This is a genomic window from Streptomyces sp. NPDC087270 (genome assembly GCF_044744625.1).
Taxonomy (GTDB): domain Bacteria; phylum Actinomycetota; class Actinomycetes; order Streptomycetales; family Streptomycetaceae; genus Actinacidiphila.
In genome coordinates, this window is record NZ_JBIUYR010000002.1 from 250,775 (window position 1) to 273,491 (window position 22,717).

Sequence of the window (22,717 nt, forward strand, 5' to 3'; positions counted from 1 at the left end):
GGGACCGCAGCAGCCCGGGCGACTCGCGGAACGACCTTTCCGGGTGGACCCGCGACGTGGTGCAGGCCAGAAACGTCACGGGCGACATCCACTTCCACCCCGCCGCCGCGGGTGAGCCGTCCCACCCCGTCCCTCGCCAACTCCCCGCGGACGAGCCCGCCTTCGTCAACCGCACCGGCGAAGTGGGCCAGTTGAACGCGATTCTCTCCGCCCGCGACGGCGGCCAGGTCGTGGTCTCCGTCCACGTGGTGGCCGGCACGGCCGGCGCCGGCAAGACCTCGCTGGTTCTGCACTGGGCACACCAGGTGAAGCACCGTTTCCCCGAGGGCCAACTCTTCGTCAACCTCCGTGGATACGACCCGGGCGAACCCCTCACCCCGGGCCAGGCCCTACGCCGGTTCCTGCGAGCCCTCGGCGTCGCGTCCGCGGACATCCCGCAGGACACCGACGACGCCGCGGCCCTGTACCGCTCGCTGCTGGCCGACCGCAGGGTCCTGATCATCCTCGACAACGCCGCCACGGTCGCCCAGGTACGGCCCCTGCTGCCCGGCGGCGGGCGATGCCTGATCATCGTGACCAGCCGCAGCCGCCTCTCCGGCCTCGCCGTACGCGACGGCGCCCACCGCCTGACCCTCGGCACCCTCCCGGAACGCGAGGCGGTCGCTCTCCTGGGCGCGGTCACCAGCGGATACCGGCCCGACGACGATCCGGCGAAACTCGCCGAACTGGCCCGGCTCTGCGCCCACTTGCCGCTGGCCCTGCGGATCGCCGCCGAACGCGCGGCAAGCCACCCCCACTTGCGGCTGGACGACCTCATCGCCGACCTGCGCGACGAATCGGCGCTGTGGGACACGCTCAGCACCGGCAGCGAGAGCGAGGCCGACGCGGTACGGACGGTCTTCGCCTGGTCCTACCGCGCGCTGCCCGAACCAGCCGCCCGGCTCTTCCGACTCCTGGGCCTCCACCCGGGCCCGGAATTCGGCCTGCACCCGGCAGCCGTCCTGGGCGAACTCCCCCTGCGCCGCGCCCGGCAGTCCCTCGACGACCTCGTCGGCGCCCACCTGCTGGAGCAGACCGGCCCGGACCGCTACCAGTTCCACGACCTCCTGCGCGCCTACGCCGCCGATCAGGCCCACACGCAGGAACCTCCCGAGCAGCGCGACCGCGCACTACGCCGCGTCCTGGAGTGGTACCTGCACACCGCCGACGCGGCGGGAGCGTGGATCAGACCGGCGGAAGCGCGCATGACGCTCGCCGCACCGGCGACCACCGTGCCGCCCCTGGAATGCGCGGACTTCAACGCAGCCGTCGACTGGTCCGAACGTGAACACGCGACCTTACGGCGCCTTGTCCTCGCGTCCGCGTCGGCCGAACTCGACGCGCTGGCCTGGCAACTCGCGATCGCGCAATGGAACGCCCTGCCCCCGTCGGCGTCCTACTCCGACTGGATCGACGCGGGCCGCGCAGGGCTGGAAGCCGCCGAGAGGTCGAACGAATCGGACGCGCAGATCCGGCTCCTCACGCTCCTGGGCACGTCCTACCGTCAGGTCAACCGCCTCGGCGAGAGCCTGGACTGCCACGAGCGGGCCCTGGCGCTCGCACGGGCCCGCCATGCACGCGTGGACGAGGCGAGGTCGCTCAACCTCATCGGTCTGATCCATCTGCGCACGCGCCGACTCGACGTCGCCGAAGCGCACTTCCAGCAGGCCGCCGCGGCCTTCAACGAGCAGGACGAACCCCGGCGAGCGGCCATCGCCCTGTCGAATCTGGCCAGAATCCGGCTGGAAGCAGGCCGCCTACCCGAAGCCGCCAGGGCCACCCGTCGGGCGCTTGCCGCCCACCGGGCGCTGAACAACCAGCAGAGCATCGGCAACATCCTGAACATCTCCGCCGCCCTCCACCTCGAACAGAGCGAACCCGACCAAGCCCGGCAGGCGATCGACGAAGCACTCGACATCGCGCTGGCGCTGCGGGACCGCACCCTGGAGGCGTACTGGCTACTCACGCTCGGCGACATCCAGCGGACCGCCGGCGAGTACGGTGATGCTCTCGTCTCCTACCAGCGCTCGGCCATGCTGCACCGCCGCGTCGGCGACCGCAGCCGAGAAGCGCTGGCGTGGCGCGGGACCGGTCGGACGTACCGCGCCACGGGCCGCGCGGACGAGGCCGCCGAGTTCCACCGCCGGGCGGCGGCCGTACACGCCGAGCTCGGGGACACGTGGCAACACGCGGTGGAACTTGGCGAGTTGGCCGCCGCAGTCGAAGCCGATACTCCCGAGGCCGCGCGGGCACACTGGAGCGAAGCGCTCAGGCGCCTTGAATCGTTCTCCGATCCCCGGGCGGCGGCCCTCCGCACCCGCATCCAGCAGCGGCTGACCGTTTGACCACCCGGGCTGCCCCGCCCGCCCGTGCCCGGAATCCTTACGGTCCGCCGTGGCCTGTCGCGCCCAGGCGGCGGAGCCTCACATCGGACGCAGCCCCGTGCCCCTGGTTGGTGCGGCTCGCTCCGTGGAAGGACGCCGACAGCAAGGAGCACGGGGAACCGCACCTACTCAAGGTCCCGCGACCCGGCGGCAGGGGCACCCTGGGGGGCCGCCAACCCGGGAGGGGCCGTGCAAGGTCAGGGGCGGGGGGAACTGGGTGACAAGCCGCCCTCGACCGCGAGGTCCCGCGGCTCGGGGGCAGGGGCACCCTGGGGGGTCCCGTCGCCCCGGGAGTGGCGAACCGTGAGGAAGACCAGCACTCCGCCCGCCAGCGCGGCCAGCGCACTCGCCAGGAAGATCCGGTCCAACCCGGACGCGTATCCGGCCCGCACGCTGCCGCCGTGACGCGTGACGTCCCGCAGTCGTGACGTGAAGATCGAGCCGAACAGCGCGATTCCGAGGCTCATCCCGAGCTGGCGGAAGGTGTTGACCGCGCCGCCCGCCATGCCCGCGCGGTTCGGGGGCACCGCCTCCACGGCCGTGGAGACCAGCACCGGCGTCGACAGGCCGACGCCCACACCCATCACCGCGAGCCCCGCGTACAGCGAGGACGCGTGCGACCCCGCGGACACCGACTGCCACATGATGCCCGCGCCGACACCGACCAGCACCAGGCCGCCACCGACCAGCAGCGCGGGCGAGAACCGGTGGGTGTGCTTCCCGGCCGCCGCGGCCACCACGAAGGACGCCACCGCCAGCGGCATCAGCGCGAGACCACCGCGGATCGGGCTGAGGCCGAGGATGTTCTGCAACCACAGCGAGATGTAGACGAACCCGCCGAACGCGCCCGCCTGGAAGAGCACGGCGCCACCGAGCAGCCCGGAGAAGGTCGGGCGGCGCAGCAGGGACAGGTCGAGCATCGGGTGCGCGGTTGCCAGTTCGGCGACCACGAACCCGACTACGGCCAGCACGGCCAGCGCGAAGGCTCCAAGCGTCAGACCGTCGGTCCAGCCGTGGTCGCCGCCACGGATCAGCGCGTACGTCAGCGCCGCCGCGGCCACGGTGAAGAGGACCGCGCCCGGCACGTCCAGCCGTCCGGTGCCGCGCTTGCCGGCCGGCAGCACCCGCAGCGTGAGAACGATGGCGACCACCGCGATCGGCAGGTTGACCAGGAAGATCGCCTGCCAGCTGAAACCTTGCGTGAGCAGACCGCCCAGCACCGGGCCGAGCGCGGCGGCGGCACCGTTGACCGCGCCCCACACGCCGAAGGCGACACCGCGGTCGCGGCCGTGGTAGGTCGCGGCGACCAGCGCCGCCGACGTCGCGAACATCGCCGCACCGCCGACGCCCTGCACCCCCCGCCAGGTGATCAGCACGGCGGCGTTCGGGGCGAGCGCGCAGCCCAGCGAGGCGATGGCGAAGACGACCAGGCCGATCGCGTACAGCTTCCGGTGCCCGAACAGGTCGGCCAGCGACCCGGCGGCCAGCAGCAGGGCCGCCAGCGCCAGGGCGTACATGTCCATCACCCACTGCAGGGAGGTGAAGGACGCGTGGAGGTCGGACGCCATGCTCGGCAGTGCGACGTTCACGATGGTGACGTCGACCAGCAGGATGAAGGCGCCCAGGCAGATCGCCACAAGTGGCAGCCACTTGCGCATGGGTGGGACTCCGTTCGGGTTCGCGTGATGTGATCACCTCACCATCGGGCAAACGCCGCTCCGCTCCCCAGCCAGAACCGCCTTGGCGGCGCATTTCGACAGAACCTAGGCTGTGGTGATGGAATCCGACACCGATTTCGACCCCGGCATCGACACCGGTATCGACACCGACGCGCGCGCGACCACCGACACCGACACCGTCTGGAGCGCGCTGGCCGGTCTCGACCTGCTCGACCGGCGGCTCGTGCACGCCCTCCAGATCGACGGGCGGGCCCCGTTCAGCCGGCTCGCGGAGGTGCTGGGCGTCTCGGACCAGACCGTCGCCCGCCGCTACGGCCGGCTGCGCCGCGAGAAGACCGTACGGGTGCTGGGCCTGGCCGACCCGCTGCGGATCGGGCTGACCCCCTGGATGGTCCGGGTGCGCTGCACGCCCGACGCGGCCGGCTCGATCGGTGCGGCGCTGGCCCGCAGGACCGACACCCGCTGGGTCAACCTGATCTCCGGCGGCACCGAGATCAGTTGCCTCACCCAGGCCGCCGCGCCCGGCCACGACGACACGCTGCTGCTCCAGAAACTCCCGCGCACCCCGCGGGTGGTGCAGGTGACCGCGCACGCGATGCTGCACATGTTCTTCGGGAAGGACCTCAGCCCGGTCAGCCGCAGCAGCGCACTCACGCCCGACGAGATCGCCGCGCTGACGCCCCCGGACGCGCCCGACAACCCGACCCGCGGCCCGGCCGGCGTCCCGACCGGCCCGCCCGCCGACCCCGTCCCGCTCGGGCCCGGCGACCACCTCATGTGCGACGCCCTCGCGCAGGACGGCCGCACCTCCGCCGCCGAACTGGCCGCCGTCACCCGCTGGTCGCAGAGCACGGTACGGCGCCGCCTGTCCGAACTGCGTTCCGCCGGCGTCCTCTACTACGACCTCGACTTCGGCAACGGCCTGTTCAAGTCCGAACTGCGTGCCGCGCTCTGGCTGGAGGTCGAACCGGCCCGGCTCGCCGAGGTCGGCGCCGCCCTCGCGGACCACAGCGAGGTCGCGTTCGCGGCGGCCACCACCGGGGCGACCAACATCTACGCGTCCGTCAGCTGCAAGGACCCCGAGGCCCTCTACCGCTATCTCACCGGGCCCGTCGCCGCGTTGCCCGGCTTGCGCCGGACCGAGACCGCCCCCATCCACCGCCTCCTCAAGGGCCCCGGCCCCTACGCCGCGTAAGCGATTCCCGCCGCGAGGGTCCCGCCCCCTCCCCACCTCCCGCCCGGTGGAGGGCTGGTCGCGCAGTTCCCCGCGCCCCTGGGCTACCCACCGTTACGGTTCCGGTCTCTTTCCCGGCCACAGGCCGGTGGCCCGCTGAGCGCGCGGTTCCCCGCGCCCCCGGGGGTGTTGGCGTTCTTTCGCGGAAGGAGCCGCACAGACCAAGGGGCGCGGGGAACTGCGCGACCAGCCCCCACCGGCAGGTGGTCCCTCAACCCGCGGCCAGGGGCACCCCGGTGGGTCTCAGAACCCCAGCTTGCGCAACTGCTTGGGGTCCCGCTGCCAGTCCTTCGCCACCTTCACATGCAGGTCCAAGAACACCGGCGTCCCCAGCAACCCCTCGATCTGCTGCCGCGACTTCGTCCCGACCTCCTTGAGCCGGGCCCCCTTGGGCCCGATGATGATGCCCTTCTGGCTGGGCCGCTCGATGTAGAGGTTCGCGTGGATGTCGAGCAGCGGCTTGTCCGCGGGCCGCCCCTCGCGGGGAATCATCTCCTCGACCACCACGGCGATGGAGTGCGGCAGTTCGTCCCGCACCCCTTCCAGCGCCGCCTCGCGGATCAGCTCGGCCACCATCACCTGCTCCGGCTCGTCCGTGAGGTCGCCCTCGGCGTAGAGCTGCGGGCCCTCCGGGAGGAGCGGGACGAGCAGGTCGGCGAGGAGCCCCACCTGCTGGTCGCCGACCGCCGAGACCGGCACGATCTCGGCCCACTCCAGCCCGATCTCCTGCCCGAGCCGGTCCACCGCCATGAGCTGCCGGGCGAGCTGGTCGTGGTCGACCAGGTCGGTCTTCGTGACGATCGCCACCTTCGGCGTCTTCCTGATCCCGGCCAGCTCGCGCGCGATGTACGTGTCGCCCGGGCCGAGCTTCTGGTCGGCCGGCAGGCAGAAGCCGATCACGTCGACCTCGGCCCAGGTGGTGCGGACCACATCGTTGAGCCGCTCGCCGAGCAGGGTGCGCGGCTTGTGCAGCCCGGGGGTGTCCACGAGCACGAGCTGCGCCTCCGGCCGGTGCACGATCCCGCGGACGGTGTGCCGGGTCGTCTGCGGCCGGTTGGAGGTGATCGCCACCTTCTGGCCGACCAGAGCGTTCGTGAGGGTGGACTTGCCGGCGTTGGGACGGCCGACGAAGCAGGCGAAGCCGGACCGGTGCGGCGGGGTCGCGGTGGACCCGGCGGTTCCGTCGGAGGGGGTACGAGCGCTCATGGCCCCCATTCTCCCCGATACCGCAGAGGTGTACGGACACCGCTCGATCGAGCGGCCCCCGCCCCCGTACGACGCGACACGGTGTGACACGAGCCGTACGTCCCGCGGTGAGGAATCCGAAACCCGGCGGCAACAAGAAACGCCACCGAAACACGTACGCCCACGTCCGGTAACGCGCACGCCCGACGCTCGTGCTAGATCAGCGACCGAAGGGACCCCTCCGTGCTGCTCCTGCCCACCGGCCACGCCCTCCCGCCCGCCTCGTCACTCGCCGCCCCCGCCGCCGCCGCGCACCACGCGGCGATCAACGCCGGCGACACCGCGTGGCTGCTGGCCGCGACCGCGCTGGTGCTGCTGATGACACCGGGCCTCGCGCTCTTCTACGGCGGGATGGTCCGCAGCAAGAGCGTGCTGAACATGCTGATGATGAGCTTCGTGTCGATCGCGCTGGTCACGCTGATGTGGCTGGTGGCCGGCTACACGCTGGCGTTCGGCCCGGACGCGGGCGGGCTCGGTCTGATCGGCGACCTCAGCCACCTCGGCATGCACGGCGTCGGCCCGACCAGCGTCACCGGGCACGTGCCGACGCCGCTCTTCGCCGCGTTCGAGCTCTCCTTCGCGATCATCACGGCCGCGCTGATCAGCGGCGCGGTCGCGGACCGGGCCCGGTTCGGCGCGTGGGTGGTCTTCGTCCTGGTGTGGACGCTGGCCGTATACGTCCCCGTCGCGCACTGGGTGTTCGGCACCGGCGGCTGGGTGGTGAGCAAGCTGCACGCGCTGGACTTCGCCGGCGGCACCGTGGTCGAGGTCTGCTCCGGCGCCTCCGGGCTCGCGCTGGCGCTGGTGCTCGGGCCGCGGCTGGGCTTCCGCAAGGACGCGATGCGCCCGCACAACCTGCCGCTGGTCGTCCTGGGGGCCGGGCTGCTGTGGTTCGGCTGGTTCGGCTTCAACGCGGGTTCCGCGCTGGGCGCCAACGGCATGGCCGGCTCGGCGTTCCTCAACACCCAGGCGGCGGGCTGCGCCGGGCTGCTGGGCTGGCTGATGGTGGAGAAGCGCAGGGACGGCCACGCCACCACGCTGGGCGCCGCGTCGGGTTCGGTCGCGGGCCTGGTCGCGATCACCCCGGCCTGCGGCAGCGTGGACCTGATCGGCGCGGTCGTGGTGGGCCTGGCCGCGGGCGTGCTCTGCTCGTACGCGGTGAGCTGGAAGTTCCGCTGGGGCGTGGACGATTCGCTGGACGTGGTGGGCGTGCACCTGATGGGCGGGATCGTCGGCACGCTGCTGATCGGCCTGCTCGCCACCTCCTCCATGACCGGCGGTCCGCGCGGCCTGCTCTACGGCGGCGGCCTCGGCCAGCTCGGCCGGCAGGCGGTCGCGGTGGCCGCGGTCGGGGCGTACGCGTTCGCGGTCACGTACGGCCTCGGGCGGGCGATCGAGCGGCTGATCGGCTTCCGGGCCAGCGAGGAGGAGGAACGGACCGGCCTGGACCTGACCGTGCACGCGGAGACCGCCTACGATCACGGCGTACTCACCCACGGCATGGCGGGCGGGGCACCGTTCCCGGCGGGCGCCGGGCACTTCGGTCCGGCCGCGAAGGACAGGAGCCCACTGGCATGAAGCTGGTCACCGCCGTCATCAAGCCGTACAAGCTGGATGACGTGAAGACGGCGCTGCAGGAGCTGGGCGTGCAGGGCCTGACCGTCACCGAGGCGAGCGGTTACGGGCGGCAGCGCGGGCACACCGAGGTGTACCGCGGCGCGGAGTACCGGGTGGACCTGGTGCCGAAGGCGCGGATAGAGGTGCTGGTGGAGGACGCCGACGCGGACCTGGTGATCGACGCGCTGGTGGCGGCGGCCAGGACCGGGAAGATCGGCGACGGCAAGGTGTGGGCGGTGCAGGTGGAGACGGCGGTGCGGGTGCGGACCGGGGAGCGCGGCCCGGACGCCCTGTAGGGAACGGGCGACCGGGCGAGGTCCGTACGGTCGTCCGTTTCTCAGCCCGCGGTGACGGTGCGCCGCACGGTGCCGTCCGGGCCGGCCAGCAGCAGCGGCGTGTCCGGGCCGCCCAGGTCGCGGACGGCCGCGCGGTCGGCGTCGGCGGGCTCCTCGGCCGCGGTGACCACGGCGGCGGCCTCCAGCGACGTCGCGCCGCTGGCCACCGCCATCGCGACCGCGGTCTGCACGGCGGTCAGCCGCAGCGACGGCAGGTCCACGGTGCCGGCCACGTACGTACGGCCGGTCTCGTCGCGGACGGCGGCGCCCTCCGGCACGGCGTTGCGGGCCCGCGCGGAGCGGGCGAGCGTGAGGAGCTTGCGGTCCTCGGGGTTCTCGGGGGCTGCGGGCGGCTGCGTCTGCGGCTCGGTCATACGCGTGATCATAGGACGCCCCGCGGAGATGTCACCCTCCGTATCCGCAGATGCGCACCTAGCGACCCCCGCCTAACCTCATACATGAGCAATGCCCTCTTATGAGGAGATTGGGGTGATCCGACGATGCTGCTGCACCTCCCCCTCGTCATCGCACTCGCCGCGGCCACGTTCTTCCTGAGCCGCAAGGCCGAACTCAAGGTGACCCACGCACTGGCCTGCGGCGCCTTCGGCTTCTACCTCGCCGACACCAGCCTGGCCACGTCGATCCACTCGGCCAGCGCGAACATGCTCGGCATGATCGGCCACATCGGCTTCTGACGATCCCGCCCCGTCGCTCACCCCGCCCGGCGGTTCGACGGGTTCGACGGGTTCGACGGGTTCGACGGGTTCGATGGGGCCGCCACCGAGACCGTCACCGGGTTGGAGCGGACCTGCTTGCCGTCGATCGTGGCGCGGGCGGTGACAACGGACGTCCCGGCCCCGACCCCCGTGATCACGCCCTGGCTGTCGACCGTGGCGACGGAGGGGTCCGAGCTGGCGTACGTGACCGTTGCGGAGGGGCCGGTGACGCGGTCGGCGTTCAGAGCCAGGTCGTCACGGGTGACGGTCACCTCATAGGGTGGGCGGGCCAGCCGACGGGCCGTGACGAGGATCAGCCGATGGACAGCAGCACCCGGGTTCGTCTGATCGAGCCCGCCGACGCCGACGCGATCGCCGCGCACCGGGTGCGGGACGTCGAGGAGTTCCGGCCGTGGGAACCGGCGCAGCCGGCCCGCTTCCTGACGGCGGACGGCCAGGCGGAGCGGATCGAGAAGTTGCTGGCCGGGCACCGGGCCGGCACGGTCTGGCCGGGCGTGGTGCTCGCCGACGACCAGGTGATCGGGCAGGTCACCGTCGGAGGCATCCTGCCGCAGCCGCACCTGCGCCGCGGCTCCGTCGGGTACTGGATCGCCTCGACCGCCCAGAACCGAGGGCACGCCGGGCGCGCCGTCGAACTCGTCCTGCGGGTGATGACGGACGAACTCGGCTTGCACCGCGCCGAGGCGTCCACCCATCTGGAGAACCTGCCCTCCCAACGGGTGCTGCGCCGCAACGGGTTCAGCCCGTACGGCGTCGCGCACTCCTCGATCCTCCTCGACGGCGACTGGCGCGACAGCCTGCTGTGGGAGCGGGTTCTCGGCGGCTAGCGTCGTGACCGGAAAGGTTCACCGGTTCGCGGCGCCCGGCACGGCACCAGCCTCGGCGATCGGCCGTGCCGTCGGATGACCGCTCACGGGGCGGCGAGGTCGTCATCGTCGCTGGGTACGGTGCTGTGGCGCTCGGCGAGCGGGCCGACGCCGAGGTCCTCGCGCATGAGCATGCGCATTCTGGCGGCCGCCTTGCCGCGTGCCTCCCAGCGGGCGCGGTCCTCCGGGCTGCTGACAGCGGTGCCGTCGACGTAGCCCTCGCAGATGCGTCGCAGGCAGTGGAACACGCTGTTGGACGCCTTGACGACGGGTTGGGGCGCGATGAGCCACATCCGTTCGGACGCGATGGCGATGCCTGACTCCCGAAAGGCCTCGCGCAGCGCGCGTGCCCGCTCGTCGTCGGACGGGTGCTCGCGCCGGGCCAGGGCCCGCAGCGTCTCACCGAGTACTTTCACGGTGGTGGTGTACTGCGTGTATATGTCGAGCCGCAGCCGACGGGCTTCCTTGTCGTCCTCGCGCTTCCACCGGCTCCGATCCGCGACGAGGGTGGTGACGATGCCGATCGCGGCGCCGGCCAGGGTGGAGAGCAGTGGCAACCAGTCCATGCGGGCCACCTTGCGGCATCCCGTGACCACCGCACCAGGGAATTCGCGGCCGAACCCGCACCCCGCGGGGCGCGCCGGTCGACGTGGAGCCGGCACCGAGTTCCCGAAATGACGTCTCCTCGGGCCGAGTTCAGCCGAGCCCGCGATGCGCGGCCCACAACTCCCCCGCCCGGGTCGCGGCGTCGGCGACCAGGGCCGCCAGTTCGGGCCGATCGGGGACGGGGAACGAGACGTACGCGCCCCGGCCGCCGCCGACCGGTCGGCCGTACGCCTTCACGGCGAGGTGGCCGTCCGGCAGGAGCCGGACGTTGAGCGTGGTCAGCGTGAACGCTTCCCCGCGTCGGGTGTCCGTCCAGCGCAGCGCCTGCGGGATCGTGACGTTGATCGCCAGGGCACTGACTTCCAGGTCGCCGCTCACGGACGGATGCTCTCACGCGAGCCGCCGCACGCGGGCTGCCGGCGGGACGGGGACGCGGGGCCGTCGCCCCGGACCTGGAGCTTTCAGGGGGCCTCCCCGGAACGCTCCAGGTCCAGGGCGACGGCACGGACCGCGTCGACGATCGGCTGGAGCTTGTGGCCGAACGGAGTGAGGTCGTAGACGGTCGACTGTTTGCTCCTCGACTCCTCGACCCGGCTGACGATGCCGGCATCTTCGAGTTTCCGCAGGCGGTTGGTCAGGGTGACCGCATTGATCTTCGGGATGGCCCGTCGAAGTTCGTTGAAGCGCATCCCCGACTCCTGGAGCGTCATCACGATCGCCAGTGTCCACAGGTCGCCGATCACCGACAGGACCTGCATGCAACGCGCCGTCTGGAGGTCGTCCGCCTGATTCATGATGCCGCCCATTTTAGCCGTCGTGCTACGCTCACCGGTAAATAATCTTTAGTGGTTTCGGGTTCCCTCAGGAGGGTGCATCCCACCATGAAGATCACGATCTTCGGCGCGACCGGCCGGATGGGCCAGTTACTGGTGCGGCGGGCCCTCGACGAGGGGCACACGGTCACGGCCTATGCCCGCACCCCCGGCAAGCTCCGCATCACGCACGCCAACCTCTCCGTAGCCCCCGGACAACTCGACGACGACGAGGCGATCCTGGAAGCGGTCCGCACCGCCGACGCCGTCATCGAGGGGGTCGGCTCCGAGAGCACCGCGACCCGCAGGATCATCGCCGCCATGGACACCGCGGGCGTCAAGCGCCTCGTGGCCGTGTCCACCTGCAGCGTTGCGGACCCGGCCGATCGGCCCGACCTCAAGGTCACGGCACTCGTCAGGTTCGTCAGGACCGTGGCGCCCCGGCCCTGGGCCGAGGTGCGCTCCGCGGCGGAGGCGGTACGCGCCAGCGACCTGGACTGGACACTGGTCCGCGTGGCCAAGCTCAACGACCAGCCGGCCACCGGGGACATCAAGGTCGGGCACTACGGCCAAGGGGTGGTGGGCCTCTCCCTCAGCCGCGCCGACATGGCCGCCTTCCTGCTCGGCCAAGTGACCGACGAGACCTATCTGCGCGCCGCCCCGGCGATCAGCAACTGACCGACGGCGCGGTCACCGCGGACGCGGTCGCCCCTCGATCGAGAACATGCGCGACGGGTGTTGAATGAAGTCATGTCTGATCACAAGAACTTGGGTGGGTCGGGGCTGTCCGTCGCCCCGCTGTGTCTGGGCGGAAACGTGTTCGGCTGGACGGCCGACCGGGAGCAGTCGTTCGCCGTGCTCGATGCCTACGCTGCCGCGGGCGGCAACTTCATCGACACCGCGGACTCGTACATGTACCACTTCCCCGGGAACCAGGCCGGCCAGTCCGAGAGCATCATCGGCGAGTGGGTCTCCGCCCGCGGCAACCGCGACGGCGTCGTCATCGCCACGAAGGTCGGTGACAGTCCGGAGCGCAAGGGCCTGAAGCCCGCCAACGTCAAGGCCGCCGCCGAGGACTCCCTGCGGCGTCTGGGCACCGACCGGATCGACCTGTACTACGTGCACTTCGACGACGAGTCGGTGCCGGTCGAGGACATCGTCACCACGCTCGACGAACTGGTGCGTGCCGGAAAGGTACGCGCCCTCGGGGCGTCCAACGTCGGCCCGGCACGTCTCGACGCCATGCTTCGGTTCGCCCACCGCGAGAACCTGGCGGCCTTCACGGTTCTCCAGCCCCAGTACAACCTCGTCTCCCGCGACACCTACGAGGGCGAGCGCCGGGACATCGCCCAGCGGGACGGGTTGGCCTGCGTCCCCTACTTCGCCCTCGCCTCCGGCTTCCTGACCGGGAAGTACCGGCCCGGCCACACGGTGGACAGCGTACGCAACATGCCCGGACTGGCAGGTGGCTACGCCGACAGCGAGCGCGGCAACACGGTCCTCGCCGCCATGGAAGAGGTCGCGGCGGCGCACGACGCCCAACTGGCCACCGTCGCCCTCGCCTGGCTGGCCCAACAGCCCACCGTGGCCGCGCCGATCGCCTCCGCGCGAACGGTGGACCAGGTGCCGGCCCTCGTCGCCCTCAAGGACCTCCGCCTCTCCGACGCCGAACTCCACGCCCTGGACGCCGCATCCGCCTGAGGACGGACCTGTGCGGCGTCGGTGCCCCCAGCGCCACTGAGGCCCTGGCGGCACCCCGCCGTTCCGCGGCGCCCTCACCGCAGGACGTCGATCGCGCGGACGATGAGAACCCTGCGGTGGAGGTCGAGTTCACCGGGCTCGGTGCCCGTCACCTTGGCCGCCGGTCCAACGCGGCGGACGGTGATCCACAGCTCAGGGGTGCGACGGGATCAAACGGAGCCGAACTCACCGGACTTGACGCCCGCCACGAACGAAGCGAACGCATCGGCCGGGAAGACCAGGGCAGGCCCCTGCGGGTCCTTGGAATCACGCACGGGGACCACACCACGCGAGACGGCAAGGTTCGCCGCAACCTCAACGCAGTTACCGCCGTTGTTGCTGTATGAGGACTTGAACCAACACGGGGACTCGGTCATCACGGTGCCCTCTCGGGGGGTGACCCTGCGCCGCCCGGATGGACGGCACAGAGGATGGCTACCCCACGATCAGACGGTGCCGAACTCGCCCGACTTCACACCGGCCACAAATGACGCGAACGCATCGGCCGGGAAGACCAGGGCAGGCCCCTGCGGGTCCTTGCTGTCACGAACGGGGACGATCCCGAGGAGCCCAGCGGCCACCTCTACGCAGGTCCCACCGTTCTGGCTGTAACTCGACTTGTACCAGGCAGCACTGGTCAGGTCTCGATCGGGCATCTCGTGTCCTCTCGGGCATTGCGGATCAGAGCGAGAGACGCGGCCGTGGAAAGCGCCTCTACCTGCAACCGATCGTAGGCCCTCTCCCAACTGGCGACCGCCTCAGTATCCCGGACCACGAAACCCCGCTCCGCCGACTCGGTGTAGCCCTCAACTGAACGGTCGGGCAGGGTCAGCAGCGTTACGAGGCCGCTGAAGGGCACCGGTTCGGCAAGAGCAAAAGGGACCACCTGAAGAACCACGTGTGGGACCTCAGCCATGCGCATCAGGTGGTCCAGTTGTCCCGCCATGACCTCAGCACCACCAGTTGCCCGGCGTATCCCGCTCTCATCGATGACGACGTACACCAAGGGGGGCACCGCGCGTGAGTGCAGGCGCTGCCGAGCCGCCAGGAACGTCAATCGCTCTTCGGCTTGCTCCTGGGTGATCACGCCGCGCTTGACGCCTGCCGTGGCATGCGCCGCCGCATACTCCGGGGTCTGAAGTAGTCCTGGGATGATGCTCGGCTCAAAGACACGAATCTCCGCCGCTCTGGCCTCATGGGCAGCGTGCTCCAGGAATCCCGGCAGGGCAGACCGCTTGATCCCCCACCACATCAGTTCAAGTGTCTGGCCGGTGCCCAGCGCCCTGTCGGCAGCCTTGGCGAACTTCAGTGTGGGAGATTTACGCCCGACTTCCACAGCCGAGATGTACGTGCCGGAGTACCCCATCCGATCCCCACATTGATCTTGCGTGAGTCCCAGAGCTTCCCGTGAGCTGCGCAGTTGCGACCCGAACGCGTGCCGCGGGGACTTCGCCGGGTCGAGTTCCTTCCGATTCATGACGCACCTTCAATTGTACTTACGCGGCAGTCAGGTTGAACGATTCCCGACCCTAGGGGAAAGTAACGCCTCCCGGTAGTGGTTCCACTACAGAGAGGAGCGGGGCATGCTCCGGAGAGAGCCTCGGCCGAAGCCGGTGGGAGCCGTGCACACGCCTCAACTCGGCGAGCTGGTCTGGGATGACGGGCCACGTCAGCGCAACGGCGTCTACATGGGGACCGAAGGCGGCCTCCTCTTCCTGCGGCCCGAGGGCGGCGGCATCGAGTGGACGACGGCGCCCGCGAACATCAGGCCGCTCGCCCGAAGGCCCGGCAGGTCCACCGTGCGACGCGAGGCGTAGGGCACCACCACCGGCAGGACACCGTAGAGAGAGGAGAGCCGTATGGACGGCGGGAGCAGCAACGGGAACGAGGACGTCATCGACTGGGAGTGGCTGTCCGCGCGGGAGGTGTACGCGAGCGAGCTGGCCTACCGGCGGCGGCAGGCGGGGCTGACGCTGATGGAACTCGCGGCGCTGTGCATGTACGAGCAGTCCTACCTGCACCGGCTGGAGCGGGGGCAGCGCCTCGGCACGCTGGAGTCGGCCACGGCGCTGGACAAGGTGTACGGGACCGGGACGCTGCTGGTGAAGCTGTGGCACCTGGCCAAGCGGGAGGCGAAGGACAGGCCCTTCCTGGGACTGGCCCCGTTGGAGGCGGACGCCGTGAGCATCCAGGAGTACGCCGTGAGCGCGGTGCCGTATCTGCTCCAGACCCGCGCGTACGCCGAGGAACAACTCCGCACCGCACGCCCGCACAGCATCGAGAAGCTGGCCGGGCAGGTCGCGGCGCGGCTGGGCCGGCAGGAGCGGCTCGCGGGTCCGAACCCGGTGCACTACCGCGCCCTGATCGACGAGTCGGTGCTGCGGCGCAAGGCGCGTGATCCGCAGACGTGGACGGGGCAGATGGAGCGCCTGATCACGGCGGCGCAGCAACCCGATGTGTCGCTACAGGTCGTGCCGTTCGGGACCGGACCGCACCACATCCGCAGCTCCCTGGAACTCATCGTCTTCCAGGACGGCCGCACTCTCGCCTACACGCAGAGCAGTTGGAGCGGGCACCTCATCGACGAGCCCGAGGACGTCGAGGCGTTGCGGCTCGCCTTCGACCTGCTGCGGGACGCGGCGCTGACCCCCGCGGACTCGCTGGCGGTCCTGCACGGGGCCCGGGACGAGGCCCTTCCGTAGCCTTGCCGCAGGCCGATCCGCTTCCGCGGAAGGGGAGTTCAGCTCGCCCGCTCGTCCCGCACCGGGGTGAGCGAGCCGCGCCGGCCCTCGGGCGTGGCCAGCCACGCCAGCTTCGACTTGGTGTCGGCGTCGAGCGGGCTGTGCATCACGACGATCAGGTCCGCCCGGATCGGCAGCCGCAGTTGGGTGCTCTCGAAGTACATCGCGCCGACCAGCGGATGGGCGAGCCGCTTCTCCAGTTGCCCGCTCGGTTCGATGTCCCCGCGCGCCCACAGCTTCGCGAACTCGGGGCTGCGCGCGGAGACTTCGGCGACGATCCGGGGGAAGCCCTCGTCGTCGGGGAACTCCGAGGCGGCTGCGCGGTACTGCGCCACCACGGTGGGGGCCACCGAGTCGGCGTCCTCGACCATGCCGCGGTAGCTGGGGTTGGTGAAGAAGGAGACCAGGCAGTTGGTGTCCTCGGCGGTGAAGCCGAACGCCTGCCCGGCGGCCTCGTTGAAGGCCACGATGTTCCAGTAGGCGTCCATGATGTGCGCCGGGTAGGGCATCCAGCCGTCGAGCAGCCGGTACAGGCCCGCGCAGACGTCGATCTCCGAAGCGGGCTCCGGCAGCGGCGGGTTGAGCCCGGCGAGCACGTAAAGGTGGCGCCGTTCGGGGCCGTTGAGCCGCAGCACCCGGGAGACGGCGTCCAGCACCTGCGGGGATACGGTGATGTCGCGGCCCTGCTCCAGCCATTGGTACCAGGACGCGCCGACCCCGGCGAGTACCGCGACCTCCTCGCGCCGCAGCCCCGGCGTACGCCGCCGCGGGCCGCCCTCCGGCAGACCCGCCTCCACGGGCGAGACCCGGGCACGCCGGGTCATCAGGAACTCCCGCAGCTCCTCGCGCCGCCGCCGACCCGGCGCCGTGCTTCTCGTCGCTGTCGTCCCCGCCACTGGCTCCCCCTCGGCCGTCGGCCCGGCTGGTGGTACGACCACCAGCATAAACCGCGGCTCCCCACAGCCGGCCGGACCGGCCGAGGGTGGCCGTATGCCAACCGACTCCACCACGACACCGGCGACACCGGCGACACCCGCGACGCCCGCGGCACCCTCGGCACCGACCGCCAGGACCGGCGCGACTCCGGCGACCGGCGCGGGCGCCACGACCACGGCCACCGCGGCCACGACCACCCCCACAGCACCCGGCCAACAGCTCGGCGCACGCGCCAAGTTGATCCTCTTCGTGCTGTGCGCGGCCCAGTTCATGGTCGCGCTCGACTTCTCCATCCTCAACGTGGCCCTGCCCGTCCTCGGCGCCGACCTGGGCATGAGCCGGGCCAACCTCCAGTGGGCGGTGACCGCGTTCGCGCTGCCGTCGGGCGGCTTCCTGCTGCTCTTCGGCCGGATCGCGGACCTCTACGGGCGGCGCCGGCTCTTCCTGACCGGGCTCGCGCTGTTCGCGGTCGCGTCGCTGCTGGCCACGCTGGCGTGGAACCCGGCGGCGTTCCTGGCCGCACGCGCGCTCCAGGGGCTCGGCGCGGCGATGGTCGTGCCGACCGGGATGTCCCTGCTGACCACCACCTTCCCCGAAGGACCGCAGCGGGAAAGGGCGTTGGGGATCAGCGGCACCCTGCTGTCGCTGGGCTTCACCATCGGCGTGGTGCTGGGCGGCACCCTCACCGACGCGTTCGGCTGGCGCTCCACGATGGGGCTGCTCGCGGGCGTCGCGGTGCTGGTGCTGGCCGCCGCGCCGGGCCTGCTCACCGAGTCCCGGCACCCGGGCCGGCCGCGGATCGACGTGCCGGGCGCGGTGACCGTCACCGGCGGGCTGCTCGCGCTGATCTACGCGCTGTCCACCGCGGCGCAACACGGCTTCGGCGGCGCCGACGTGATCGTCACCCTGGTGCTCGGGCCGCTGCTGCTGGGCGCGTTCGCGCTGGTCGAGTCGCGGGCCGCGGAGCCGATGGTCTCGCTGGCGATGCTGCGCCGCCGCAGCGTCGCCTTCGGCAACCTGGCCGGGCTGGCCACGTTCTCGATGATGAGCTCGGTGGTCTTCCTGCTCACCCTCTACCTCCAGGAGGTCCGCGGGCTGTCGGCGTTCCGCACCGGCCTGGTCTTCGGCGTCCAGGGCGTGTTCGCGGCCGTCACCGGGATGACCGCGGCCCGCGTCATCGGCCGGATCGGCGCCCGCGCCACCGTGCTGACCGGGCTGGCCGTGCAGGCGCTGCTCACGCTCCCGCTCCTGCTGCTCGGCCCCGGCTCCGCCGGCACCTGGCTGGCGTTGGCCGCGGTCTCCCTCGCCTGCGTGGGCCACCTGCTGGTCGTCGTCTCCTACGGCATCACCGCGACCTCGGGCCTGCCCGACCACGAACAGGGCCTGGCCACCGGCCTGGTGACCAGCTCGCAGCAGGTCGGCATGACCATCGGCATCCCGCTGCTCTCCGCCCTCGCCGCCGCCCGCCCGCACTTCCTCTCCGGCCTCCACCTGGCGCTCGGCGTCGACGCGGCCGTCCTCGCCGCAGCCGCCCTCCTCGTAGCCGCCGGCCTGCCCCGCTTGGCGCGCTCGGCGAGTGCCCGGTAGATGACGCCGGCCACCGAGGGGTCCCGTCCCGCGTGCTCGCCGGTGGGGATGGCCAGGCCGGGCGGGATCTGCTCGACGGACCCGCCGCCTGGAGGGCGCCGCACCACGGTGTGGAGCATGTCGACGGTGACGACCGGCGGCCGGCCGCCCCTGATCGGGTCGTGGTCGTAGGCGCCGGACAGGGGCCCGGCGGGCATCTCCAGGACCAGGCCGTGGGCGGTGAGGCGGTGAGGCGGTGAGGGGGGCGGCCGGCCCGGTGAAGCTGCTCGGCAGCGTCGCGGCCGAGCCGCTTCACCGGGCGACGGGGCGGGACGCCTGCGGCCGACCTCCGGGATCGGTGGGCCGGCCGTCAACGGTCGGCCCACCGACGACGCCGTGTCGGGCTTCGCCCGGACAATCGGCGGCGGCCCTCCACGGACAGCGGTGCGTTCGCGTGGGTCATGGTGTCGTCGGGGCCGTACCGGACGCATGGCGCCGTGCGCCGGTGACGACGAGCGAGACATTCTGCCCGCCGAAGCCGAAGGAGTTGCTGAGCACGGCCTCCTGGGGGACGTCTCGTCGCTCCGCGACGACATCGAGATCGATGTCGGGACCGACGCCGGCCGCGGTGAGGTTGCGGGTCGGCGGGATGACGCCCTGCTCGACACTGAGGACGGCGATGAGCGCTTCGATCGCGCCGGCTGCGCCGAAGAGATGACCGAGCGCCGCCTTGGGGGCCGTCACGGTGGCGCGGCCGAAGACCTCCCCGATCGCGTGCGCCTCGGCAAGGTCGCCGACCGGAGTCCCGGTGGCATGGGCGTTGATGTGGCTGATCCGCTCGGGAGCCAGACCGGCTTGCGCCAGGGCCTTCCGCATGGCCGAGATCTGACCGGAGCCGTCGGCGGCGGGCGCCGTGATGTGGTGGGCGTCGGCGGCGATGCCGGCGCCGGCGAGCACCGCGTGGACGCGCGCGCCCCGGGCGCCGGCATGCGCGGCGCTTTCGAGCACCAGGACAGCGGCGCCTTCGCTGAGCACGAATCCGCTGCGGTCCGCGGCGAACGGCCGGGACGCGGACGCGGGTTCGAGGGTATGCCGTGACAGTGCCTGTGCCTGGGCGAAGCCGGCCACGGTGATCGGTGTGATCGCGGCCTCGGTCCCGCCCGCGATCACCACGTCCGCCTCGCCGGCACGGATGAGCCTGGCCCCCAGGGCGATCGCCTCGGCACCGGAGGAGCACGCCGAGACGGGCGTGTAGGCACCTGCCCGTGCACCGTATTCGATACTGATCAGCGCCGCCGCCGCGTTGGGCATGAGCATCGGGACCGTGCGTGGCGAGACGCGCCGCGTCCCGGCGGCCCTCAGTACGTCGTCTTCCTTCAGCAGCGTCCGTACGCCCCCGATGCCCGTGCCGATCGCCGACGCGAGCCGGTCCGGGTCCGCCGCTGGGGCACCGGCGTCGGCCCAGGCTTCGGCCGCCGCGGCCAGCGCCGCCTGCTGCGAGCGGTCGAGCCGCCTGGCCCGCACCGGCGGCAGCAACTTGGCGGGGTCGATCGCCATCGTCCCCGCGGCGGTGTCGGGAAGGTCCGCGTCGTCGTAGCCGCGCAGGACGCCGCCGCGGATACCGGACTCACCGGCGAGCAGGGCGTCCCAGGTGGACGCCACGTCTGCCCCGAGTGGGGTGATCGCGCCGAGCCCGGTCACGACGACTTCAGTCCCGTGCATGCCCCTCAACCTTTCTTGTATGCGATACAAGTCAACACCGCCCTTGTTGTATCACATACAATTTCGATGTGGAGAAGAAGCGAACCGAAGCTCGATCAACGTCGGCCCGGTCGCGTGACCGCGGTCGCGCGACGAGGCACCGGCTGATCGAGGCGACCGCACGGCTGTGCAGGGAACGGCCCGGCACCGAGGTGAGCGTCGCGGAGATCGCGAACGCGGCAGGCGTCTTCCCCAACCAGGTCACCTACTACTTCGGCTCCAAGGACTCGCTCCTCGTGCACGCCGCCTTCCTCGGCTTGCTGCACGACGCCCGACGGATCGAGCGCATCGGTCGCCAAGCCCCCGACGCCGTGACGTTCCGCCGCAACATCGCCCGCGCCGTGCTGGCCATGCCCTCGCTCCCGTCGGTCACGCGGGCACTCGCCGCCGGGATCTCCAAGCCCGAACTCGCCCCCGTGGTCGACCAGCACCTCCAGTTGCTGTTCCGGCAGTCCGAGCGCTTCGTGAGCCAGCTCATCGACAGTCGCGGCTGGAGGGCCCGTCGACCGCTCGACGTGGAAGCCAGGACGTTCTGGAGCACCGCGCTCGGTGCGGTGCTGCTCGTCCGCGCCGGGGCACATGGCACCGTCGCCGACCTCGACCTCGCCGGAGCACTGACCATCCACGACGAACCCGGTCCCGGTTAGCTCATTCGAGTGCGGGGGGGCATGCGGGAACGGACGGGAGCATCAGGCGGGAGGTGCCCGGCAGGACCGTCTGTACGGCGGGACCCGGCTCGGGTTGCCAGCGCGGGTGACTGGTCGCGGCGACGTGCACGCGCAGGGCGTGGCCCGGCCGGAAGAGGTGGTGCGCGGACCACAGGTCGACGTCCACGGCGGTCTCGATCGGACCTGGCGGACCGGCTGGACCGGCTGAACCGGCGGGACCGGCTGGACCGGGCCGGCCGACGGGGTGGGCCGCGCGGGCGATCCCGTCCGCGAGGTTGACCGAAGTGCCGTCGGGCGCGACATCGCACAGCCGCACCACCCAGGTGGCGGTGGGAGCGGTGCAGGTCACCGTGAGCACCGCGCTGATCCGCCCGGCGATCTCCAGCGGGCGGGTCAACGGAGCGCTCGCGTAGACGAGTACGTCGGGGCGCGCCTCGATCGGCCGCTGGTCGGCGGGCCCGGCCGGGTGCCGCTCGGTCAGCAGCAGCGCGCCGCCGAGGGCGGGTACGGGGTCGGCCGGATCGTGCCGGAACGACCGGCCGGGCCCGGCCGTACCTGTCACCGAAGGAGGCCGCGTGGACAGTTCGCCGTTCGCGTGCAGGTACCAGGCGGTCGGGTCGCTCGGCGGCGGCCACGCGGCGAACCGGCGCCAGCGGCCGGCCCCGGTGACGAAGACGAGAGCGGTGGCGTCCGCCGAGGTCCCGCGCGCCCGGCCGGCGCCGGGTTCCGGCGCGTTCCGCGGCTCGGCTGCGTCGCGCGACCCCCCGGCGACGATCCGCGTGCGCTCCACCACCGTTTCCAGCCAGTCCAGTTGGCGCTCCAGCAAGGAGCCGCCGCCGCCGATGTGCGCGCTGTCCGCGTGCGGCCCGAAGTCGAAGACGTCCCCGGCGGCGGCCGGTTCGGCCCGGCCGGACTGGTTGTCGTGGGTCCAGGGGCCGATGATCAGGGCGGCGCGGTGGCCCGCGGCACGGGCGGCGGCGTGGTTGTCGAGGCTGCCCTGGAGGAACGCGTCGTACCAGCCCGCGACGGTGAGCGTGGCGACGGGCGGCAGCGCCGTATGGTCGGCGGGAACGGCGCGGGGTGGCGGGGCGCCGACCCGGCCGGGGACGGGCAGGCCCAGCGCGTCCGGCGCCGCGAGGTCCCAGTGCCCGGCACGCAACTCCCCCTCGGCGCAGGTGAGTTCCGCGAGAGCGGCGCGCCGCCGGACCGCGTCGGCCGCGTGCCTGCGGCGCAGGACCTCGTGGCCCAGGCCGAGCGTCCACTGGACGGGCAGGCCGAGTTCGCGGGCGCCCCCGCGCGCGAGCAACCCGTCAGCGGGGTCTGACCAGGTGAACTCCGGTATGGCTGCGACCAGTTCGGGAGGCGCCGCTTCGATCGCGGCCCACTGGGCGTGCCCGAGATAGCTGGGCCCGTACATCGCCACCCGGCCGTCGCTGCCGGGGAGCCCGGCGGCCCACCGGACGGTGTCGTGGCCGTCGTCGTACTCGTGGGCCAGCGGCTCCCACGCGCCGTCGGAGCCGAACCGGCCGCGGGTGTCCTGGAGGACGACGAGCCAGCAGCGGCGGGCCGCGGTGGCGGGGGCCAGGCGGGCGAGTATCCCCGGGTCGCGCCGCCCGTAGGGGCAGCGGGCGAGCAGGACCGGCCAGGGCCCGTGCCCGTACGGCGGCCGGTACACATCGGCGCGCAGCACCGTGCCGTCGCGCATCGGGGCGTACGCGGTGTCGTACGTCACGGGGCTGGTGGACGTCACG

At 72.0% G+C, this 22,717-nt stretch carries 25 protein-coding genes; 12 read left to right on the forward strand and 13 right to left on the reverse strand.

Annotation, left to right across the window (positions count from 1 at the left end; genetic code table 11):
- Window positions 1–56 precede the first annotated feature (56 nt).
- Window positions 57–2,384: an ATP-binding protein gene (locus ACIPAE_RS04590; RefSeq protein WP_402442869.1), complete on the forward strand. Its 2,328-nt coding sequence runs from the start codon at window positions 57–59 to the stop codon at window positions 2,382–2,384.
- Window positions 2,385–2,620: 236 nt separating this feature from the next.
- On the opposite strand, the gene ACIPAE_RS04595 is transcribed toward ACIPAE_RS04590, so the two are convergent.
- Window positions 2,621–4,081 carry an MFS transporter gene (locus ACIPAE_RS04595; RefSeq protein WP_402442871.1) on the reverse strand — a complete coding sequence of 487 codons (1,461 nt, stop codon included), beginning with the start codon at window positions 4,079–4,081 and terminating at the stop codon, window positions 2,621–2,623.
- 118 nt (window positions 4,082–4,199) lie between these two features.
- Between ACIPAE_RS04595 and ACIPAE_RS04600 the strand changes: the two genes are divergently transcribed.
- Window positions 4,200–5,297, forward strand: coding sequence for an Lrp/AsnC family transcriptional regulator (locus ACIPAE_RS04600; RefSeq protein ID WP_402442873.1), 1,098 nt, complete (start codon window positions 4,200–4,202; stop codon window positions 5,295–5,297).
- 282 nt (window positions 5,298–5,579) lie between these two features.
- Here the strand turns inward: ACIPAE_RS04600 and era are convergent, their stop codons facing one another.
- Window positions 5,580–6,551 (reverse strand): GTPase Era, encoded by a 972-nt coding sequence (gene era, locus ACIPAE_RS04605; RefSeq protein ID WP_328463894.1) that lies wholly within the window; start codon window positions 6,549–6,551, stop codon window positions 5,580–5,582.
- Between the two features lie 294 nt (window positions 6,552–6,845).
- Here era and ACIPAE_RS04610 point away from each other — a divergent pair, with 294 nt between their 5' ends.
- Window positions 6,846–8,159 (forward strand): ammonium transporter, encoded by a 1,314-nt coding sequence (locus ACIPAE_RS04610; RefSeq protein WP_402443303.1) that lies wholly within the window; start codon window positions 6,846–6,848, stop codon window positions 8,157–8,159.
- Window positions 8,156–8,494, forward strand: coding sequence for a P-II family nitrogen regulator (locus ACIPAE_RS04615; protein WP_328463896.1), 339 nt, complete (start codon window positions 8,156–8,158; stop codon window positions 8,492–8,494). Before ACIPAE_RS04610 ends, ACIPAE_RS04615 begins: the two co-directional genes overlap by 4 nt.
- Window positions 8,495–8,535: 41 nt before the next feature.
- Here the strand turns inward: ACIPAE_RS04615 and ACIPAE_RS04620 are convergent, their stop codons facing one another.
- Window positions 8,536–8,919: a cytidine deaminase gene (locus ACIPAE_RS04620; protein ID WP_328463898.1), complete on the reverse strand. Its 384-nt coding sequence runs from the start codon at window positions 8,917–8,919 to the stop codon at window positions 8,536–8,538.
- A gap of 114 nt (window positions 8,920–9,033) precedes the next feature.
- On the opposite strand from ACIPAE_RS04620, the gene ACIPAE_RS04625 reads away from it, so the two are divergent.
- A complete protein-coding gene (locus ACIPAE_RS04625) occupies window positions 9,034–9,228 on the forward strand; it encodes a hypothetical protein (RefSeq protein ID WP_328463900.1) in 195 nt (64 codons plus the stop codon).
- 17 nt (window positions 9,229–9,245) lie between these two features.
- Here the strand turns inward: ACIPAE_RS04625 and ACIPAE_RS04630 are convergent, their stop codons facing one another.
- Window positions 9,246–9,521: an Ig-like domain-containing protein gene (locus ACIPAE_RS04630; RefSeq protein WP_402442875.1), complete on the reverse strand. Its 276-nt coding sequence runs from the start codon at window positions 9,519–9,521 to the stop codon at window positions 9,246–9,248.
- A gap of 48 nt (window positions 9,522–9,569) precedes the next feature.
- On the opposite strand from ACIPAE_RS04630, the gene ACIPAE_RS04635 reads away from it, so the two are divergent.
- Window positions 9,570–10,097, forward strand: coding sequence for a GNAT family N-acetyltransferase (locus ACIPAE_RS04635; protein WP_402442876.1), 528 nt, complete (start codon window positions 9,570–9,572; stop codon window positions 10,095–10,097).
- A gap of 83 nt (window positions 10,098–10,180) precedes the next feature.
- Here ACIPAE_RS04635 and ACIPAE_RS04640 read toward each other — a convergent pair whose 3' ends face one another.
- The 3 genes from ACIPAE_RS04640 to ACIPAE_RS04650 form a co-directional block, all read right to left on the reverse strand.
- Window positions 10,181–10,702 (reverse strand): hypothetical protein, encoded by a 522-nt coding sequence (locus ACIPAE_RS04640; protein WP_329369582.1) that lies wholly within the window; start codon window positions 10,700–10,702, stop codon window positions 10,181–10,183.
- Between the two features lie 130 nt (window positions 10,703–10,832).
- Window positions 10,833–11,120: a hypothetical protein gene (locus tag ACIPAE_RS04645; RefSeq protein ID WP_328463908.1), complete on the reverse strand. Its 288-nt coding sequence runs from the start codon at window positions 11,118–11,120 to the stop codon at window positions 10,833–10,835.
- 83 nt (window positions 11,121–11,203) lie between these two features.
- Window positions 11,204–11,536, reverse strand: coding sequence for a winged helix-turn-helix transcriptional regulator (locus ACIPAE_RS04650; protein ID WP_402442877.1), 333 nt, complete (start codon window positions 11,534–11,536; stop codon window positions 11,204–11,206).
- Between the two features lie 87 nt (window positions 11,537–11,623).
- Between ACIPAE_RS04650 and ACIPAE_RS04655 the strand changes: the two genes are divergently transcribed.
- Complete coding sequence (locus ACIPAE_RS04655) at window positions 11,624–12,232, forward strand: NAD(P)H-binding protein (protein ID WP_329369577.1); 609 nt, start codon at window positions 11,624–11,626, stop codon at window positions 12,230–12,232.
- Between the two features lie 72 nt (window positions 12,233–12,304).
- Window positions 12,305–13,255 (forward strand): aldo/keto reductase, encoded by a 951-nt coding sequence (locus tag ACIPAE_RS04660; RefSeq protein ID WP_329369575.1) that lies wholly within the window; start codon window positions 12,305–12,307, stop codon window positions 13,253–13,255.
- 209 nt (window positions 13,256–13,464) lie between these two features.
- Here ACIPAE_RS04660 and ACIPAE_RS04665 read toward each other — a convergent pair whose 3' ends face one another.
- The 3 genes from ACIPAE_RS04665 to ACIPAE_RS04675 all read right to left on the reverse strand — a co-directional run bounded on the left by ACIPAE_RS04665 (window position 13,465) and on the right by ACIPAE_RS04675 (window position 14,771).
- A complete protein-coding gene (locus tag ACIPAE_RS04665) occupies window positions 13,465–13,674 on the reverse strand; it encodes a DUF397 domain-containing protein (protein ID WP_402442880.1) in 210 nt (69 codons plus the stop codon).
- 66 nt (window positions 13,675–13,740) lie between these two features.
- Entirely contained in the window at window positions 13,741–13,950 is a 210-nt protein-coding gene (locus tag ACIPAE_RS04670) for a DUF397 domain-containing protein (protein ID WP_402442882.1), read from the reverse strand.
- Complete coding sequence (locus ACIPAE_RS04675) at window positions 13,932–14,771, reverse strand: Scr1 family TA system antitoxin-like transcriptional regulator (RefSeq protein WP_402442884.1); 840 nt, start codon at window positions 14,769–14,771, stop codon at window positions 13,932–13,934. The genes ACIPAE_RS04670 and ACIPAE_RS04675 overlap by 19 nt, the downstream gene beginning before the upstream one ends.
- Window positions 14,772–14,877: 106 nt before the next feature.
- Between ACIPAE_RS04675 and ACIPAE_RS04680 the strand changes: the two genes are divergently transcribed.
- Complete coding sequence (locus ACIPAE_RS04680) at window positions 14,878–15,111, forward strand: hypothetical protein (RefSeq protein WP_328463924.1); 234 nt, start codon at window positions 14,878–14,880, stop codon at window positions 15,109–15,111.
- 42 nt (window positions 15,112–15,153) lie between these two features.
- Window positions 15,154–15,996 (forward strand): helix-turn-helix transcriptional regulator, encoded by an 843-nt coding sequence (locus tag ACIPAE_RS04685; RefSeq protein ID WP_366412826.1) that lies wholly within the window; start codon window positions 15,154–15,156, stop codon window positions 15,994–15,996.
- A gap of 38 nt (window positions 15,997–16,034) precedes the next feature.
- Here the strand turns inward: ACIPAE_RS04685 and ACIPAE_RS04690 are convergent, their stop codons facing one another.
- Window positions 16,035–16,859 (reverse strand): helix-turn-helix transcriptional regulator, encoded by an 825-nt coding sequence (locus ACIPAE_RS04690; protein WP_402442887.1) that lies wholly within the window; start codon window positions 16,857–16,859, stop codon window positions 16,035–16,037.
- Window positions 16,860–17,025: 166 nt separating this feature from the next.
- On the opposite strand from ACIPAE_RS04690, the gene ACIPAE_RS04695 reads away from it, so the two are divergent.
- Window positions 17,026–18,558, forward strand: a complete 1,533-nt coding sequence (locus ACIPAE_RS04695) for an MFS transporter (protein ID WP_402442889.1) — start codon at window positions 17,026–17,028, stop codon at window positions 18,556–18,558.
- Window positions 18,559–18,996: 438 nt separating this feature from the next.
- On the opposite strand, the gene ACIPAE_RS04700 is transcribed toward ACIPAE_RS04695, so the two are convergent.
- Window positions 18,997–20,259, reverse strand: a complete 1,263-nt coding sequence (locus ACIPAE_RS04700) for a beta-ketoacyl-[acyl-carrier-protein] synthase family protein (RefSeq protein WP_402442891.1) — start codon at window positions 20,257–20,259, stop codon at window positions 18,997–18,999.
- Between the two features lie 68 nt (window positions 20,260–20,327).
- Between ACIPAE_RS04700 and ACIPAE_RS04705 the strand changes: the two genes are divergently transcribed.
- Window positions 20,328–20,945, forward strand: a complete 618-nt coding sequence (locus ACIPAE_RS04705) for a TetR/AcrR family transcriptional regulator C-terminal domain-containing protein (RefSeq protein WP_366412822.1) — start codon at window positions 20,328–20,330, stop codon at window positions 20,943–20,945.
- 1 nt (window position 20,946) lies between these two features.
- Here the strand turns inward: ACIPAE_RS04705 and ACIPAE_RS04710 are convergent, their stop codons facing one another.
- Entirely contained in the window at window positions 20,947–22,716 is a 1,770-nt protein-coding gene (locus ACIPAE_RS04710) for a CocE/NonD family hydrolase (protein ID WP_402442893.1), read from the reverse strand.
- Between the last annotated feature and the right edge of the window lies 1 nt (window position 22,717).